This is a genomic window from Marinoscillum sp. HNIBRBA16962, from assembly GCF_057801515.1.
On the sequence record NZ_CM173603.1, the window covers coordinates 6,104,556 to 6,118,642 of the forward strand.

A 14,087-nucleotide genomic window follows, 5' to 3' on the forward strand; every position below is an offset into this window, starting at 1 on the left:
TCAGAGTAGTTCCTCACCGGTCATTTCTGCTGGCTTTTGGATGCCCATCAATTTCAAAATGGTTGGAGCCAGATCGCCGAGTTTTCCTGGTTTCAGCCCACCTTGCCACTCCTTATCCACTACGATAAATGGCACAAGATTAGTGGTATGCGCTGTGTTTGGAGTTCCGTCAGGGTTAATCATCATATCGGAGTTACCGTGATCAGCAATGATGATACTGGTGTAGCCATGCTCCAATGCGGTTTCTACAACTTCTCTGGCACATGTATCTACTGTTTCGCAGGCTTTAACTGCCGCCTCAAAAACCCCGGTGTGACCTACCATATCCGGATTGGCAAAATTGAGGCATACAAAATCTACTTCTCCTTTTTCCAGCTCAGGAATGATCGCATCCTTGATATCATTAGCGCTCATCTCCGGTTGCAGATCATAAGTAGCCACTTTCGGTGAAGGACAAAGTATCCTTTTTTCTCCCTTAAATTCAGTCTCACGGCCGCCGGAGAAGAAAAAAGTTACATGTGGATATTTCTCTGTTTCCGCGATTCTGATCTGTCTCTTATTATTGGCTTCCAGCACTTCTCCCAGTGTCTGCTTCAGGTTTTCTTTATCAAAAACTACTTTGACACCTTTGAATGTATCATCATAGTTGGTCATGGTGAGATAGTACAGATCCAGTTTCTTCATTCCATGATCCGGAAAATCCTCCTGGGTCAATACCTGGGTGATCTCACGCCCCCGGTCAGTGCGGAAATTGAAGCACATGACCACATCACCTTCCTGAACCGTAGCAACCGGCGCATCATTTTCCGTATGGATGATCGGTTTTATAAATTCGTCCGTCACATCTGCGTCATACGACTCCTGCATGGCTGCAGACAGGTCGTCTGCTTTTTTGCCTTCTCCTTTCACCAGAGCATCATAAGCCAGCTTTACACGTTCCCACCGCTTGTCCCGGTCCATCGCATAGTACCGACCGGTAATTGATGCAATCTTGCCGGTGGTTTCATCCATATGCTTCTGTAACTCATCGATGAAGCTTTTCCCGCTTTTCGGATCACAATCCCGACCATCGGTAAACGCATGGACAAAAACATTGGAGCAATCGTTGGCTTTAGCAGCTGAGATAAGCCCCTTCAGATGTTTGATATGGGAATGCACTCCTCCATCTGACACCAGCCCAATGAAATGAATGTTTTTGTTGTTCTTTTTCGCATACTCAAAAGCCGCTACCAGCTCTTGCTCTTTTGCCAGGCTGCCATCTTCTGCTGCATTATTAATCTTTACCAGGTCCTGATAAACCACTCTGCCTGCCCCGATATTCATGTGACCTACCTCAGAGTTACCCATCTGACCGTCAGGCAGACCTACGGCCATTCCCGAAGCCTCCAGCGTGCTATTAGGATATTTAGGGTAGAGACTATCTACAAAAGGTGTATTCGCTTTATCTATAGCTGAGACGTTTTTATCTGTAGCAATTCCCCAGCCGTCCAGTATCATTAGTATTACTTTCTTATTCATATGGCAAATATAGCAGCGATATCCAAAGGGTGTAATTGATTTTCACGTTAATAATCCATGATTTTAGATTTGTGGCATAATTTTCGATAGCTTTAAAGTATGAAGAATCTGACTATTCTCATTAGCACACTTACACTGGCTTTTACATTGCAGGGTCAGCCCTCCATTTTAGAAAATATCAGTACAGCCATGCGAGCGGGTAGTTCTAAAGAGTTGATCAAATACTGCAACAATAACATTGAGATCAAGCTGGACGGAAAAAGCTCTAATTACAGCATTTCGCAGGCGGAAGTAGTGCTTCGTGATTTCTTTTTAAAAAATCCTCCCAAAGGTTTTGACTACATACACCAGGGATCATCACCTGAAGGGCTGAAGTATACAATAGGTACCTATAAGCTGGATGAGGGGAGCTACCGGGTAGTTATGGTCATCAAAAAGGTAAACGGCAACCTGAAAATCGATACGATCAACTTCAGCCGAGAATAATTGTCAGCAAATAGCGGCCAAAAATGGCTGGCTTTCCTAATTTTGCGCTCTTATGCAGGCCCCTTATCTAACAGAGCGAAACATCAGGTACTTTATTAAGACTGCGCTGGCAGAAGATATTGGTGATGGAGACCATAGTTCTCTTGGCTCCATCCCTGATGACCAACGTAGTAATGCAAAGCTCCTGATTAAAGATGATGGCATTATCGCGGGGCTTACATTGGCTGAACGCATTTTTCATTATGTAGATAAAACCATAGAACTTGAGTTTCACAAAAAAGACGGAGACTATGTCTCTAATGGTGAGATCGGGTTTTATGTGTCAGGAAATGCACAGTCTATACTGAGTGCTGAACGACTGGTACTCAACTGTCTGCAACGCATGAGTGGTATTGCCACTTATGCCAATCGCCTGGGTCAGCTTATAAAAGGATATCGATCCCGCCTGCTTGATACCCGGAAAACTACGCCCAATTTCAGACTGCCGGAAAAATGGGCTGTATTGATAGGTGGAGGAGCCAATCATCGCTTCGGTCTCTATGACATGGTCATGCTAAAAGACAACCATGTGGATTATGCCGGTGGCATTACGGAAGCTGTTACTTCCACTCAGAAATATCTGAAAAAAAATAACCTGGACCTGAAAATTGAGATTGAAGTCCGGAACCTTACAGAGCTGGATGAGGTACTGCAGGTAGGAGGAGTTCACCGGGTCATGCTGGATAACATGCTTCCCTCTGACATCAGGGAAGCTATCAGAAGGATAGGCGGAAGGATGGAAACCGAAGCCTCAGGAGGAATTAATGAAAAAAATATCGGGGAAATCGCTGAAACCGGAGTAGATTTTATTTCGGTAGGAGCGCTTACTCACTCATATAAAAGTTTGGACATTAGCTTAAAAGCGATTTAAATGATTGTACGTACTAAAAAATATCAACTGCCAACTAAAATCTACATCAAAAATGCATTCGCCGCAGTGCTCAAACAGCAATGGTGGGTTTTTGTGATTTACCTGGCCATTTGTGGCGGGTATTTATGGATCCCTAATGCGTGGTGGATCATTGGCGCATCCATAGGGTTGGCTTTATACCTGTTGTTTTGGCTGATCCAGTTCGCTGGAGTCACACAGCTGGAGCAGGGCAAGTTTATGTTTCAGAAGATGTCTTATGAGATCAGCAGCCAGCAGATCCTGCTAAAGCTAAACCCCAAGCAGGGCATGCCTATGAAGTGGGATCAGATCAAAAGAGCGAAAAAAGGAAAAGATCATTTTATTCTTTTCGCCAGTAAAGCACAGCTGCTTTATTTTCCATTCAAGATCTTCAACAATGACAATGAGATCCGATTTGTAGAAACCGTGCTAAAGCGCAAGGGATACATCAAGTAAGTCTGGGATGAGCGATGGTTTTTTAAAGCAAGCAAAAGCCAAAGCTGCCAAATACTGCTCTTACAGGGAGCGGGCTCCAAAGCAGGTTTTAGATAAGCTGCTCTCGTGGGATCTGAGCGAAGAAAAAGCACAGGCCGTTTTAGCTGAGTTGATTGAAGAAAAATTCATAGATGAAGCCAGGTTTTGCCGGGCATTTTGTCATGATAAGTTCTCTTTCAACCAGTGGGGAAAAAACAGGATCCGCATGGAGCTTAACAAATACGGGATACCTGATCATGTAGTAAATAAAGGGCTCAATTACATTGATCCAGCTTCTTATGAAGAAACCCTTCGGAAATTGGCTTCCAAAAAATGGGAATCCCTGGAAAAAGAGGAAGATCTATGGAAAAGAAAAAACAAGATCGCCGCATACCTGATCAGGAAAGGCTTTGAGACAGACCTTGTCTGGGAAACAATAAACCAAGTGTCTGCTGCACAACACTAAAAGCTTGTTTTCCAGCCAGATTTTTATCTCATAGCCCCGGAATTGCGTAATTAGTATCATGTTTATCGTTTTTCTCATTTCATCGTTTCTGTCCTGGCAGGATGGAAACTGGAACATTGACAGTAAGGGAGTAGCAATAGAGGGGTATGACCCTGTAAGTTATTTTCAGGGAGAGCCAAAAGAGGGGGATAAAGAAAATGCCTTCCGCTACCAGGGAGCCACCTTCTATTTCTCATCGGAAAAAAACCTGAGCACCTTTAGGTCAAACCCGGAAAAGTATATCCCGGAATACGGTGGATACTGTGCCTACGCCATGGGAGATTCCGGGGAAAAGGTGGAAGTAGATCCTGAAACATTTAAGCTGATAGACGGCAGATTATATCTTTTTTACAATTCGTGGATCAATAACACGCTGGTGTCCTGGAACAAAAACGAAACACAACTCAAACAACAGGCTGATAAAAACTGGGAAAAAATTTGGTCGACAGACAAATAGAAGTATTATTTTTAAGGATTATGTCATTACAGAAGTCAGCCACTAACCTACTAGATCAGCTCGATGAGGTCGTGTCGCAACTCACAGACGCTCAATATCAACAACCGATCAGTACCTTGAGCCGCGCCAGCATTGGTCAGCACGTGCGCCATACGCTCGAATTTTTTATTTGTCTGATCGATGCTCGCAACGATCAAAAGCTTAATTATGACAACCGAAAGCATGATCAGTTCATCGAGCAGGAAACCGGCCTGGCCAGAAGCATCATCGCTTCAATAACGGATTTTTTAGCCCACGATGTAGAAAATATGGACCTGCCCCTCACACTGGAAGCCAATTATGAGATTGACAAAGAAGAGGTTGTGCAAATTCCTTCTACTTTCTATCGTGAGCTGGCTTACAACATCGAGCATGCCATTCACCACATGGCACTAATTAAAATCGGTGTGAGCACCACATTTCCTGAAGTGCAGCTGGCTGATCACTTTGGTGTAGCAAGCTCTACAGTAAGGTACCAAAAACAAAAAGGCGCCTGATGACCAAAAAGGTCTCTGCCTTTAGAAAATTTTGGATGAGGCTGACAAACTGGGAATTTTGGCCTTTTAATGTCCTTTATTTTCCTGTTTACTTCTATTACACCTGGCTGTCCATCAGGTGTCGGTCCTTTTTCTTTTTCACAGCGTCTAACCCGACCATAGATTTTGGTGGCATGCTCGGAGAGAGTAAATCAGACATTTTTAAGCTCCTTCCGGACAAATACATCCCGAAGTACAAGCTGATCCAGCCAAATGAAGCGACACAGGCTCTGAAGTTTGCTGAAAAAACCGGTTATCCGCTGATCGTCAAACCTGATGTGGGTGAACGCGGCAACCTGGTGGAAAAGATCAGCAATGGAGAAGCTCTGCTTAACTATGTGAAAAAATGTCCCGTGGCTTTTCTCATGCAGGAATTTGTAGACTACCCGATCGAGCTGGGGTTGTTTTACGTTCGATTCCCCGGTGAAAAATCAGGGCAGATTACCTCTATCGTTCAGAAGGATTTTCTCCACGTGATAGGGGACGGAAAGCAAAACGTTCGGGATCTACTACTAAAAAACCCAAGAGCAGCACTCCAGCTGGATTTTGAGCACTGCCGGTTTAAGGCAATAATGGAGGAGAGGCCCGGAAAAGGTGAAAAGATCCTTGTAGAAGGAATCGGCAATCACTGCAGGGGTACTACCTTCCTGAACCAAACGCCAAAGGCAGACGAAACTCTAACCAAAGCATTTGATCAAATTGCCGACCAGATCACAGGATTTCATTTTGGGCGTTTTGATCTGCGATGTGAGTCCTGGGATGACCTGAAACAGCTTAAAAATTTTAAGATCCTCGAACTCAATGGAGCCGGGGCAGAACCCGGTCATATCTACCAGCCGGGTTACTCTTTGTGGAAAGGATATCAGGCAATTTTTTGGCATTTAAAGGTTTTGGCTCAAATTAGCAGAGCCAATAAAAAACTTGGGCATGTTTACTGGTCTTTTTCAGCCGGCCTAAAAAAGCTGAAAATGATCCGCACGCATAACCGACTGATCAAAAACAGCCTATGACCTATCAGGTACTGATCATAGCATTTGTAGTAAGCTATCTGGGCTCCATCCCTCCCGGAACGATCAACATGACCACCATGCAGCTCAGTGTCCAAAACCACCTGCGAGCGGCTTTCTTTTTTGCTCTTGCAGCTTCGGCTACAGAGTTTGTTTATGCAGGCATAACGGTCCGCTTTCAGATCTTTTTGAGTGAGCGGCCCGCTTTCACCGAAAATTTTCAGATCATCACTGCTGTGGCAATGATCGCGCTGGGTATTGTCAACATGTTTTCGAAAACCAGCTCCAAATCATTTCTCACAAAACAAAATATGAGAGGACGAAGTGGCTTTAAAAGAGGCGTGGTGCTGGGTGTCCTGAATCCGCTAACCATCCCGTTCTGGCTCGCAGTAACGGCCTACTTGCAAAATCACCGGCTGATCGAGCTATCCGGTATGCAATTCTGGATGTATCTGATCGGTATTTCTACAGGCACTTTCGCGCTTTTACTCACTGTACGGAGGCTTGGCGGCCGGTTTACGAGCATTGCTGATAATCAGTTCCTGGTCCACAAGGTCCCGGGCCTGATCTTTATTGGATTGGGGGTATACAATTTAGTTGACTGGTATTTGTGATTAGTCCTGCCTGAAAAGGTTTTAGTTAAAACCGGAAAGGCCACCTTTTAAGCCTTCCCATTACTACCCAGCTTCGCAAGACGCATCTTTTTCTGCAAGTCAAAATGTATGTAAAAGCCTCTGAGGATCATGGTGATCACCAGTGGTATAAGTGCCATATGAAGCGGCTGTGGCAGAATAGCCCACACGAGGATCAATACTACATACAGGCCGGAAACAATCAAAAAGTACTTGCTTAGGAATGGCCAGAGCTTTCTCTTTCCCAGTAAATACACGAATGGTATATGAAAAGGAATGGCCCAGAGCAGATTGTAGTTGTTCTCTGAGATGTGTATCGTCCCAAACCATAAGAACACCAGCCACCAGCCCAGGATGCCCGGTAAAGTAAACACGAGCGGGTCTATCCATTTAGTGCGTCTTTCTTTTTTGAAATCACGGTTGGTTATAAACCCTACGATGAAAAAGAACACCACAAATACATTAAAAGGTGTGAAAAAGCCGTTGCTATGCTCCTCAGGTTTAGGTGTAAACACATTGTCTGTTCTCGAAACCAGTGGAAGGACCAATGAATCCCGTTTGATATTTCCCTTTGCAAAGGCAGTATCTACATACTCAGGAAGAAACATGTAAATACGCGCCGGGGCTTCTTTATCAATCTCCGAACCCAGCCCGATATCAATGATCCAGTCTCCCCAGGGCTGGTAAGCCAGGTAGTCATCCATCAGGTCTCTGACAGATTTGCCCTTTTCAGTATATCCCGTGTAAAAGTCGATCTGACCGGGAAAAACTTCGTCCATAAGATCCGGAAGCTTTGTGGAGCAGTTGTCGTATACATAGTTGTAATGGTACTCCCGGTTTTGAGGCCGGTAATTCTCCATGAGATAGTCCAGCATCTTCTGCTTTTCAGCAGTTGTAAGGTTCAGATATCTTTCAACTATATAACGGTTATCCCGCTTGTAGAAATAGACAAAGCGATCATAATCTGCCATTCCAATGCTGTACAGCATATAGCCCCTGGCAAAATTCCAGTAGAAGTTTTCCTGATCAAAATCAAACCTTCCGTAATCAAATACCCAGTTTATGTCATTTTCAGGATCTTTTACATGAATGGCGCTATGCCCAAAAGCAGAATACAGCTCGTCCTGAAACGGACCCAATGTTACGATGCTGATCTCTGCCTGGTCCGACAGCTTCGCGCTGTACTGAGCTACAGCAATTTGTGAAATTACAAAACTGATGAATGAAAAAAGGACGATTCTCCAGTACATATCCGGGTAATGATTTATAAGTTTATCGTATGTATATCAGTCTGAGCGATACCCTCCAACTGGCCTCAAAGCTAACCTTAAAACGGATAAAAAATGCCTATCAGATATACAGCTCCTTTCAAACGGCCAGAAAAACAAAAATCCCCAGGATAAAAGGGCTGCCTGTCAGCCTGTCTATTGAGCCTACTACGGCATGTAACCTCCGCTGCCCGGAATGCCCCAGCGGCTTGCGCTCATTCACCAGACCCACCGGGAAGCTCGACCCAACACTTTTTCAAAGCGTTATCGATGAGCTTCAGGAAACATTAGCTTACCTGATCTTTTACTTTCAGGGGGAACCGTACCTTCACCCGGACCTCCTGGAAATGATCCGGTATGCCTCAGAGCGGGGGATCTATACGGCCACCTCTACAAATGCTCATTTTCTTACGGAGGAGATCGCTGAAAAAACCATCAAATCCGGACTGGACCGAATGATCATTTCCATTGACGGGGCTACGCAGGAAACTTATGAAAGCTACCGGAAAACCGGAAAGCTGGAAAAAGTGCTGGAAGGAACCGAAAATATGGTCCGCTTGAAGAAACAGCTTAAATCCAGAACACCACACATCCTGTGGCAGTTTTTGGTTGTGCAACCCAATGAACATGAAATCCCTGAGATCAAAAAATTGGCTAAATCTTACCATGTGGATCAGGTAGCCTTTAAGACCGCACAGATCTATGATTACAAAAACGGAAATGAGCTGATCCCCACTATTGATAAATACTCACGGTATGAAAAACAAAAGGACGGCACTTACTCCATTAAAAATAAAATGCTGGACGAATGCTGGAAAATGTGGCACTCCTGTGTGATGACCTGGGATGGGAGAGTTGTGCCATGCTGCTTTGATAAAGATGCCCACCATGTCCTGGGAAATACTTCGGAACAGTCTTTTCTTAATATTTGGCAATCAGAGGCTTACAATCAGTTCAGAGAAACCTTACTTACTTTCCGATCGCAAATTGAAATGTGCAAAAACTGTACGGAAGGAACAAAAGTGTGGGCTTGACGGTAACTTTACCGGTATGTAATCGTATATTTACCTATGGGGAAAAGAAAGAGATATGAACATCCTGAGATCGACCAGAAAGTCAATCAGCTGCAGGAGCCAGTAGCAGGATATGCATTGCCCACTTTCAGCCTTTATGAGCAGGCGTTTCTTTCCAGGAAAGGGTTACCGGCAAGCACCCTGAAATCGATCTCCAAAAGGCTTAATCTCACCAACTTTCAGTTAGCAGAACTCTTTGAGGTATCAGAGAAAACTTTACGCACGCGGCTTAAGAAATCTGACCTGCTCAAAGTACATGAAACGGACCTCGCCTTATCCCTTTTAGAGTTGATATCCGAAGGTCACAAAACCTTTGCAAGCGAAGAGCATTTCCTTACATGGCTTCATTCCTCCTGGGAAGCTTTAGGTCACCAAAAACCATTTGACCTTATGAAAAGCGTCTCTGGTGTAAAATATTTAATAGACGAAATCAGAAATATCCGTCACGGGATTTTTGCATAGCAGCTTATGATCGTCTACCGGATAACCCGTTCCAAATATGCACGGAAATTGGATGGAAAAGGAGCAGCTAAATCTCATATCAATAGATGGAATAGTGAAGGCACCGAAATAGTATATACCGCGGAATCCGAAGCACTGGCCAGGGCGGAATTGGGCGGTCACATCAACCTGACTATGGTGGCGGATTTGGTTTTAGTAAAAATTCTAATCCCTGATGATGAGATTAGTTATCCAAATAACATTCCAGAAGATTGGGATAGGGTTCCACCCATTGATGGAACCAAACTGGTTGGAGATTCTTTTGTAGAAATCGGGGAAAGCCCAGCACTTAGAGTTCCTTCTATCTATGATGAAACTCAATCAAACTATCTGATCAATCCCAATCATAGAAAACTTCTTGATTCAGTAAAGATTTTAGAAGTAGTCAGTCTGAATCAGGAGAGCGCATTAAAACCAGTGCTTTTTGATCACATCTAAAAGTTCCGGATGCACGGGGCCTGCCGCCACGATCTCCCGTCCAAAAAGATGATTACTTCCACCCTTAAAGTCTGAGACAATTCCTCCTGCCTCCCGTACGATAATGATCCCTGCAGCAACGTCCCACGGATTCAGGTTGTACTCAAAAAAACCTTCGTACCGACCACAGGCTACCCAGGCGAGATCCGTAGCAGCACTACCAACCCTTCGCAACCCATGAGAGTTCTTCATCAATGCATTTAAGATGGCCAGGTATTGATCAAGCTTCTCAAAATTGTGAATGGGGAAGCCTGTAGCAAACAAGCTGTCGTCAATCTTTGTAGCATTGGTTACAGAGATGGGTTTGTTATTCAGATACGCTCCTCCTCCTTTCCAGGCATAGAAATTTTCTTCTCGATTGACCTCATAGATCACTCCTGAGACTACTTCGCTCCCCTTCATCAACCCCACACTCACGGCATAAGTAGGAAGGCCATGCACAAAATTGGTGGTGCCATCAAGGGGATCAATTACCCAGGTATAATCTTTTTGGCTTTGTTCGGTTGTATTTTCTTCGGTAATAAAACCGGCTTCTGGCAGGATCTGATTCAGGCCGGTTACCAGCTTTTTCTCCGTCTCTTTATCCACATAAGAGACCAGATCGCTTTTCCCTTTAAGTTCTACATCTTTCAGGGAGAAGCTACTTGCTTCTATGGCAATAAACTTTCCACATTCTCTGGCCAGATCTGCCACTTGCTTGGTTATGTTTTCCAGATTGATCATTTAGATTTCCCTTCCAATATAACGACAAACTCTCCTTTTATCGGGTTCGTTTCAAAATGATTGATCACTTCTGTTAGTGATCCGGTAACTGTCTCTTCAAATTTCTTAGTCAACTCCCTGGACACGGAGCATCTCCGATCTACTCCTGCCAGCTCAGCAAACTGGCCAAGTGTCTTCAGCAACCTGTGAGGGCTTTCGTAAAGTACAATAGTGCGCTGTTCCTCAGCCAGGATTTCAAGTCGGGTTTTACGCCCTTTTTTGTGCGGCAAAAAACCTTCAAACACAAACTTATCCGATGGAAAGCCTGACTTTACCAGCGCTGGCACAAAGGCGGTAGCTCCCGGTAAGCACTCTATGCGAATTCCGGCCTCCACGGCTGCCCGGGCCAACAAGAAACCAGGATCAGATATACCCGGCGTCCCGGCATCCGTGATCAGAGCCATCTGCTCTCCAGCTTTTAACCGGGTAATGATAGCATCTACTCTCTTGTGCTCGTTAAATGCATGGAAGCTCTCTGTGGGTGTGGTGATCCCGTAATGTTTTAAGAGGACCCCGGAAGTCCGGGTATCCTCGGCTAAGATTTTATCGACTTGTTTTAAGACCTCTACAGCACGATAGGTAATGTCCCCCAAATTCCCGATTGGTGTAGGAATAAGGTATAACAACGTACTGTTTTCCATTGGCTTACTTTAAGAGGTCATCGATAGCTGCCGCTAATTTACGATCTTTATCTGTGATCGTATCCCCTGCATCATGGGTGGTCAGCTCAAAACTCACTTTGTTATACACATTGCTCCAGTTTGGGTGGTGATTCATCTTCTCCGCGATGATCGCCACGCGCGACATAAAGCCAAATGCTTCTACAAAGTTTTTAAACTCAATGGTTCTGGTAAGGGTATTATTTTCTTCTTTCCACATAAGTCATTTTGGGTTTTTTAAAGTGCTATACAGCCTTCTACTTTATTGGCTGCTATGTAAACATCCAACACCCCCTGACTTGTTTCGAGAGATGACTTAGCGGTAATGCTTATGTAATTTTTATTAGAGCTTTCCCGAAAAGAAACATCCCCATCAGGAAGCAAACCCAGAATGTCCTCCTTCTTAGCGATCGGTACGATAAACTTAAAAGTATAGACCCCGGGAAAGGAATGTTCCAGCTCCACCTTTTCACGAAATGATTCTACGTCCCAACTCATAAACAAAAAGGTACAAAAAAAGCCGCTCGATTTCCAGTGAGCGGCTTTAAGTCTTTAATTTTTTAGAAGAATCTGTAGCGTTTGTCTTCTATTTCAGCATTTTCCTTCACTGCATTGTCCACAGACTGGGATATGAAAACCGGATAAAAAGAAAGTGGGAAGTTCGCTATCACGGTCTTTCTGGCTCGGCGATTGCTCTCAACCTGTGAGACATACGTAGAGTAATCATCCAAAGGCTCGGGAGTACTTTTAGTAGTTGCCTGGATCACAATCACTCCATTAGCAATCTCAAAAGGGGCCGTTCTTTCACCTTCATTCAGTGAAAAAGCAACTCCTACCGCTTCAGGGGCAAACCCTACGCTTGGGAATGAATTGCTGTTCAAAGAAAGGTCTGCCTGTCCCTCTCTGGCCTCTTCTCCATAAGCTTCCTTCAACGCAGGCAGGTCTGCTGAACCTGCTTCGGCGAGCCTATCCTTTATATAAGCTGCTTTCTTCTCATTAAGCACTTTGGTACGAATTTCGTTTTCCACCTGACTTAGTTTTGCGGTACCTTCTGCCTGCTTACCAGTCATTACAGCTACCACATAGCCATTTTCTGGCTCCATTACCTCGGATACTTTGTCTAAGGAGGCATCATTATACAGCCACATCACGAGTCTCCGACCATCAGTAATTACTCCAACACGCGTGTCATTTTTCTTGATCCCGGTAGCTGAGCGAACCTGATATCCTTCATTGGATGCATATTCATCAAAAGATGCCTCAGAGTCAGCATTGGCCGCCAGCAAATCAGCTTTTCTATAAGTCTCATTCAGCGTCTCATCACTGGCAAAAAACTCCTTCTCAACAGTAGCTACTTTATAAAGCGTGGTAGTCTTTGGCTCATCGATGCGGATCACATGGTACCCATAACTCGTCTCAACCGGACGTGGGATCAGACCTGCGCCCTGATGTGCAAAAAGCGCATCTTTAAAAGATTGAACAAAACTTCCTTCTTCACCGATCCATCCCAGATCACCACCATTTCTGGCATTGCTCTGATCAGCACTGTTCATTGCTGCCAGCTGAGTAAAGTCCGCTCCTCTTTGCAGCTGGTTAATAATATTCTGAGCTTTTTGCTTAGCTTCTGCTTTAGCTGATGGTGAAGTACCATCACTTTCGATCAGTATATGCCGTGCTTTTACAAAAGCTTCATCACCATCGGTAACCTCTGACAGTTTACTTACCACATATTTGTTTCCTACGATGGCAGGCTCAGTCACTGTGCCTTCTTCAGCACCTACTAATCCTTCAGGCACAAGGCTGGGGTCAGTTATAGACCGGTATGGGTTTAGCCCATCGGAGTTAAATGAGGCATAGGTGGAATCATTGGTTGCATTGGCCAGCCCTTCTTTCAGGGCCATTATATCCTCCCGGATGTAAGCGCTGTCCTCGGCGGATGGCTCTATAGGGAAGTAAACGTACTTAAGACTTCTTGACTCTTCTCGTTGATATTTCTCGGAGTTTTCAGAAAGGTAGCTTTCCATCTCAGAGGTGCTAACGTCAAAAAGTGAGTCCGCAACGGAGAAGAACGGCACATACACATAGTCTACTGACATGTTGCTGTTTTGCGCTTCATATTCTTTTTTGGCCTCCTCAGAAGTGACATAATTTGTCATCTCGAGAAGGTTTTCGTATTTAGCTACTTTTCTATTTGGCGCTAGCGTGGACTCCAGAGTCAACCATGATGCTTTCTGTGCCGGTTGAGCCTGAGGGCTGTTTAGGCTTTGAAGAAAATTTACGATCTGATCTTTGTTAAACTGACCGGTGTTCGGGTCGGTAAAAAATTGCTTCAGCTGCGGATTGATATTGTTTCCCTGCACCATATCCACTACCTCAGCATCTGTCACGGTGATTCCCAGCTCTTCGAACTGCTCTCCATACGCATACTCAAGGATCAAAGCGTTCCATGCCTGATCACGGATTGTCTCCATTTCATCTGCTACCGGATTTCTGCCGTTGTTTACAGAAAATATATAGGATAGTTCATCTACCTTGGCCGTAAACTTTTCATAGGAGATCTCTTCTCCGGCTATCTCAGCAACAGTCCGGTCATTCCCTCCAAGCAAGGCGGAGTTTGACTGTAAGAGATCTGTCAGTATAAAGGCAAACATTGCGAGAGCCACTACCCCCACCACGATCTTACCCATTCTCCTTCTAAGTGTATTAATCAGCGCCATAATTTTTTATGCGTAGTTTTTTAAAGACGGCAAAAATAAAGATATAGG

Annotated in this window: 18 protein-coding genes; 11 read left to right on the plus strand and 7 right to left on the minus strand. The window is 44.5% G+C overall.

Annotated features, from left to right (window positions below):
* Positions 1–1,518, minus strand: a complete 1,518-nt coding sequence (gene gpmI / locus AC3E9V_RS25480) for a 2,3-bisphosphoglycerate-independent phosphoglycerate mutase (protein ID WP_488750996.1) — start codon at positions 1,516–1,518, stop codon at positions 1–3.
* 99 nt (positions 1,519–1,617) lie between these two features.
* Between gpmI and AC3E9V_RS25485 the strand changes: the two genes are divergently transcribed.
* Genes AC3E9V_RS25485 through AC3E9V_RS25520 form a run of 8 tightly spaced genes read left to right on the plus strand, consistent with a single transcriptional unit; the run spans position 1,618 to position 6,564 of the window.
* Complete coding sequence (locus AC3E9V_RS25485) at positions 1,618–2,004, plus strand: DUF4783 domain-containing protein (protein ID WP_488750997.1); 387 nt, start codon at positions 1,618–1,620, stop codon at positions 2,002–2,004.
* Between the two features lie 52 nt (positions 2,005–2,056).
* Positions 2,057–2,914, plus strand: a complete 858-nt coding sequence (nadC, locus tag AC3E9V_RS25490; RefSeq protein ID WP_488750998.1) for a carboxylating nicotinate-nucleotide diphosphorylase — start codon at positions 2,057–2,059, stop codon at positions 2,912–2,914.
* Positions 2,915–3,388, plus strand: a complete 474-nt coding sequence (locus tag AC3E9V_RS25495) for a YcxB family protein (RefSeq protein ID WP_488750999.1) — start codon at positions 2,915–2,917, stop codon at positions 3,386–3,388.
* A gap of 7 nt (positions 3,389–3,395) precedes the next feature.
* Positions 3,396–3,872 carry a regulatory protein RecX gene (locus AC3E9V_RS25500; protein WP_488751000.1) on the plus strand — a complete coding sequence of 159 codons (477 nt, stop codon included), beginning with the start codon at positions 3,396–3,398 and terminating at the stop codon, positions 3,870–3,872.
* A gap of 58 nt (positions 3,873–3,930) precedes the next feature.
* Entirely contained in the window at positions 3,931–4,368 is a 438-nt protein-coding gene (locus AC3E9V_RS25505) for a YHS domain-containing (seleno)protein (RefSeq protein ID WP_488751001.1), read from the plus strand.
* 20 nt (positions 4,369–4,388) lie between these two features.
* Positions 4,389–4,904: a DinB family protein gene (locus AC3E9V_RS25510; RefSeq protein ID WP_488751002.1), complete on the plus strand. Its 516-nt coding sequence runs from the start codon at positions 4,389–4,391 to the stop codon at positions 4,902–4,904.
* The gene (locus tag AC3E9V_RS25515; RefSeq protein ID WP_488751003.1) at positions 4,904–5,953 is read left to right on the plus strand and encodes an ATP-grasp domain-containing protein; all 1,050 of its coding nucleotides are present in this window, start codon (positions 4,904–4,906) and stop codon (positions 5,951–5,953) included. The genes AC3E9V_RS25510 and AC3E9V_RS25515 overlap by 1 nt, the downstream gene beginning before the upstream one ends.
* Entirely contained in the window at positions 5,950–6,564 is a 615-nt protein-coding gene (locus AC3E9V_RS25520; RefSeq protein WP_488751004.1) for a LysE family translocator, read from the plus strand. Before AC3E9V_RS25515 ends, AC3E9V_RS25520 begins: the two co-directional genes overlap by 4 nt.
* A gap of 47 nt (positions 6,565–6,611) precedes the next feature.
* On the opposite strand, the gene AC3E9V_RS25525 is transcribed toward AC3E9V_RS25520, so the two are convergent.
* Positions 6,612–7,832 carry a lipoprotein N-acyltransferase Lnb domain-containing protein gene (locus tag AC3E9V_RS25525; protein ID WP_488751005.1) on the minus strand — a complete coding sequence of 407 codons (1,221 nt, stop codon included), beginning with the start codon at positions 7,830–7,832 and terminating at the stop codon, positions 6,612–6,614.
* Between the two features lie 29 nt (positions 7,833–7,861).
* Between AC3E9V_RS25525 and AC3E9V_RS25530 the strand changes: the two genes are divergently transcribed.
* Genes AC3E9V_RS25530 through AC3E9V_RS25540 form a run of 3 tightly spaced genes read left to right on the plus strand, consistent with a single transcriptional unit; the run spans position 7,862 to position 9,862 of the window.
* On the plus strand, positions 7,862–8,884 hold the full coding sequence (locus tag AC3E9V_RS25530) for a radical SAM/SPASM domain-containing protein (RefSeq protein ID WP_488751006.1): 1,023 nt from the start codon (positions 7,862–7,864) through the stop codon (positions 8,882–8,884).
* A gap of 36 nt (positions 8,885–8,920) precedes the next feature.
* Positions 8,921–9,385, plus strand: coding sequence for an Xre family toxin-antitoxin system antitoxin (locus tag AC3E9V_RS25535; protein WP_488751007.1), 465 nt, complete (start codon positions 8,921–8,923; stop codon positions 9,383–9,385).
* Between the two features lie 6 nt (positions 9,386–9,391).
* Positions 9,392–9,862: an RES family NAD+ phosphorylase gene (locus AC3E9V_RS25540; RefSeq protein WP_488751008.1), complete on the plus strand. Its 471-nt coding sequence runs from the start codon at positions 9,392–9,394 to the stop codon at positions 9,860–9,862.
* Here the strand turns inward: AC3E9V_RS25540 and AC3E9V_RS25545 are convergent.
* The 5 genes from AC3E9V_RS25545 to AC3E9V_RS25565 all read right to left on the minus strand — a co-directional run bounded on the left by AC3E9V_RS25545 (position 9,833) and on the right by AC3E9V_RS25565 (position 14,039).
* On the minus strand, positions 9,833–10,624 hold the full coding sequence (locus tag AC3E9V_RS25545) for an inositol monophosphatase family protein (protein ID WP_488751009.1): 792 nt from the start codon (positions 10,622–10,624) through the stop codon (positions 9,833–9,835). The genes AC3E9V_RS25540 and AC3E9V_RS25545 overlap by 30 nt on opposite strands.
* Positions 10,621–11,304 carry a 16S rRNA (cytidine(1402)-2'-O)-methyltransferase gene (rsmI, locus tag AC3E9V_RS25550; protein ID WP_488751010.1) on the minus strand — a complete coding sequence of 228 codons (684 nt, stop codon included), beginning with the start codon at positions 11,302–11,304 and terminating at the stop codon, positions 10,621–10,623. Before rsmI ends, AC3E9V_RS25545 begins: the two co-directional genes overlap by 4 nt.
* A 4-nt stretch (positions 11,305–11,308) precedes the next feature.
* On the minus strand, positions 11,309–11,542 hold the full coding sequence (locus tag AC3E9V_RS25555) for a 4a-hydroxytetrahydrobiopterin dehydratase (RefSeq protein WP_488751011.1): 234 nt from the start codon (positions 11,540–11,542) through the stop codon (positions 11,309–11,311).
* A 17-nt stretch (positions 11,543–11,559) separates the two neighbouring features.
* Positions 11,560–11,820 carry a DUF493 domain-containing protein gene (locus tag AC3E9V_RS25560; protein ID WP_488751012.1) on the minus strand — a complete coding sequence of 87 codons (261 nt, stop codon included), beginning with the start codon at positions 11,818–11,820 and terminating at the stop codon, positions 11,560–11,562.
* Between the two features lie 62 nt (positions 11,821–11,882).
* Positions 11,883–14,039 (minus strand): peptidylprolyl isomerase, encoded by a 2,157-nt coding sequence (locus AC3E9V_RS25565; RefSeq protein ID WP_488751013.1) that lies wholly within the window; start codon positions 14,037–14,039, stop codon positions 11,883–11,885.
* Between the last annotated feature and the right edge of the window lie 48 nt (positions 14,040–14,087).

Bases quoted from the DNA above. Each gene is read 5' to 3' on its own strand.
- AC3E9V_RS25485 (WP_488750997.1), top strand. From the start codon at position 1,618: ATGAAGAATCTGACTATTCTCATTAGCACACTTACACTGGCTTTTACA.
- AC3E9V_RS25525 (WP_488751005.1), bottom strand. From the start codon at position 7,832: ATGTACTGGAGAATCGTCCTTTTTTCATTCATCAGTTTTGTAATTTCA.
- AC3E9V_RS25500 (WP_488751000.1), top strand. From the start codon at position 3,396: ATGAGCGATGGTTTTTTAAAGCAAGCAAAAGCCAAAGCTGCCAAATAC.
- rsmI (WP_488751010.1), bottom strand. From the start codon at position 11,304: ATGGAAAACAGTACGTTGTTATACCTTATTCCTACACCAATCGGGAAT.
- AC3E9V_RS25560 (WP_488751012.1), bottom strand. From the start codon at position 11,820: ATGAGTTGGGACGTAGAATCATTTCGTGAAAAGGTGGAGCTGGAACAT.
- gpmI (WP_488750996.1), bottom strand. From the start codon at position 1,518: ATGAATAAGAAAGTAATACTAATGATACTGGACGGCTGGGGAATTGCT.
- AC3E9V_RS25495 (WP_488750999.1), top strand. From the start codon at position 2,915: ATGATTGTACGTACTAAAAAATATCAACTGCCAACTAAAATCTACATC.
- AC3E9V_RS25565 (WP_488751013.1), bottom strand. From the start codon at position 14,039: ATGGCGCTGATTAATACACTTAGAAGGAGAATGGGTAAGATCGTGGTG.
- nadC (WP_488750998.1), top strand. From the start codon at position 2,057: ATGCAGGCCCCTTATCTAACAGAGCGAAACATCAGGTACTTTATTAAG.
- AC3E9V_RS25540 (WP_488751008.1), top strand. From the start codon at position 9,392: ATGATCGTCTACCGGATAACCCGTTCCAAATATGCACGGAAATTGGAT.
- AC3E9V_RS25510 (WP_488751002.1), top strand. From the start codon at position 4,389: ATGTCATTACAGAAGTCAGCCACTAACCTACTAGATCAGCTCGATGAG.
- AC3E9V_RS25555 (WP_488751011.1), bottom strand. From the start codon at position 11,542: ATGTGGAAAGAAGAAAATAATACCCTTACCAGAACCATTGAGTTTAAA.
- AC3E9V_RS25515 (WP_488751003.1), top strand. From the start codon at position 4,904: ATGACCAAAAAGGTCTCTGCCTTTAGAAAATTTTGGATGAGGCTGACA.
- AC3E9V_RS25530 (WP_488751006.1), top strand. From the start codon at position 7,862: ATGTATATCAGTCTGAGCGATACCCTCCAACTGGCCTCAAAGCTAACC.
- AC3E9V_RS25545 (WP_488751009.1), bottom strand. From the start codon at position 10,624: ATGATCAATCTGGAAAACATAACCAAGCAAGTGGCAGATCTGGCCAGA.
- AC3E9V_RS25535 (WP_488751007.1), top strand. From the start codon at position 8,921: ATGGGGAAAAGAAAGAGATATGAACATCCTGAGATCGACCAGAAAGTC.
- AC3E9V_RS25505 (WP_488751001.1), top strand. From the start codon at position 3,931: ATGTTTATCGTTTTTCTCATTTCATCGTTTCTGTCCTGGCAGGATGGA.
- AC3E9V_RS25520 (WP_488751004.1), top strand. From the start codon at position 5,950: ATGACCTATCAGGTACTGATCATAGCATTTGTAGTAAGCTATCTGGGC.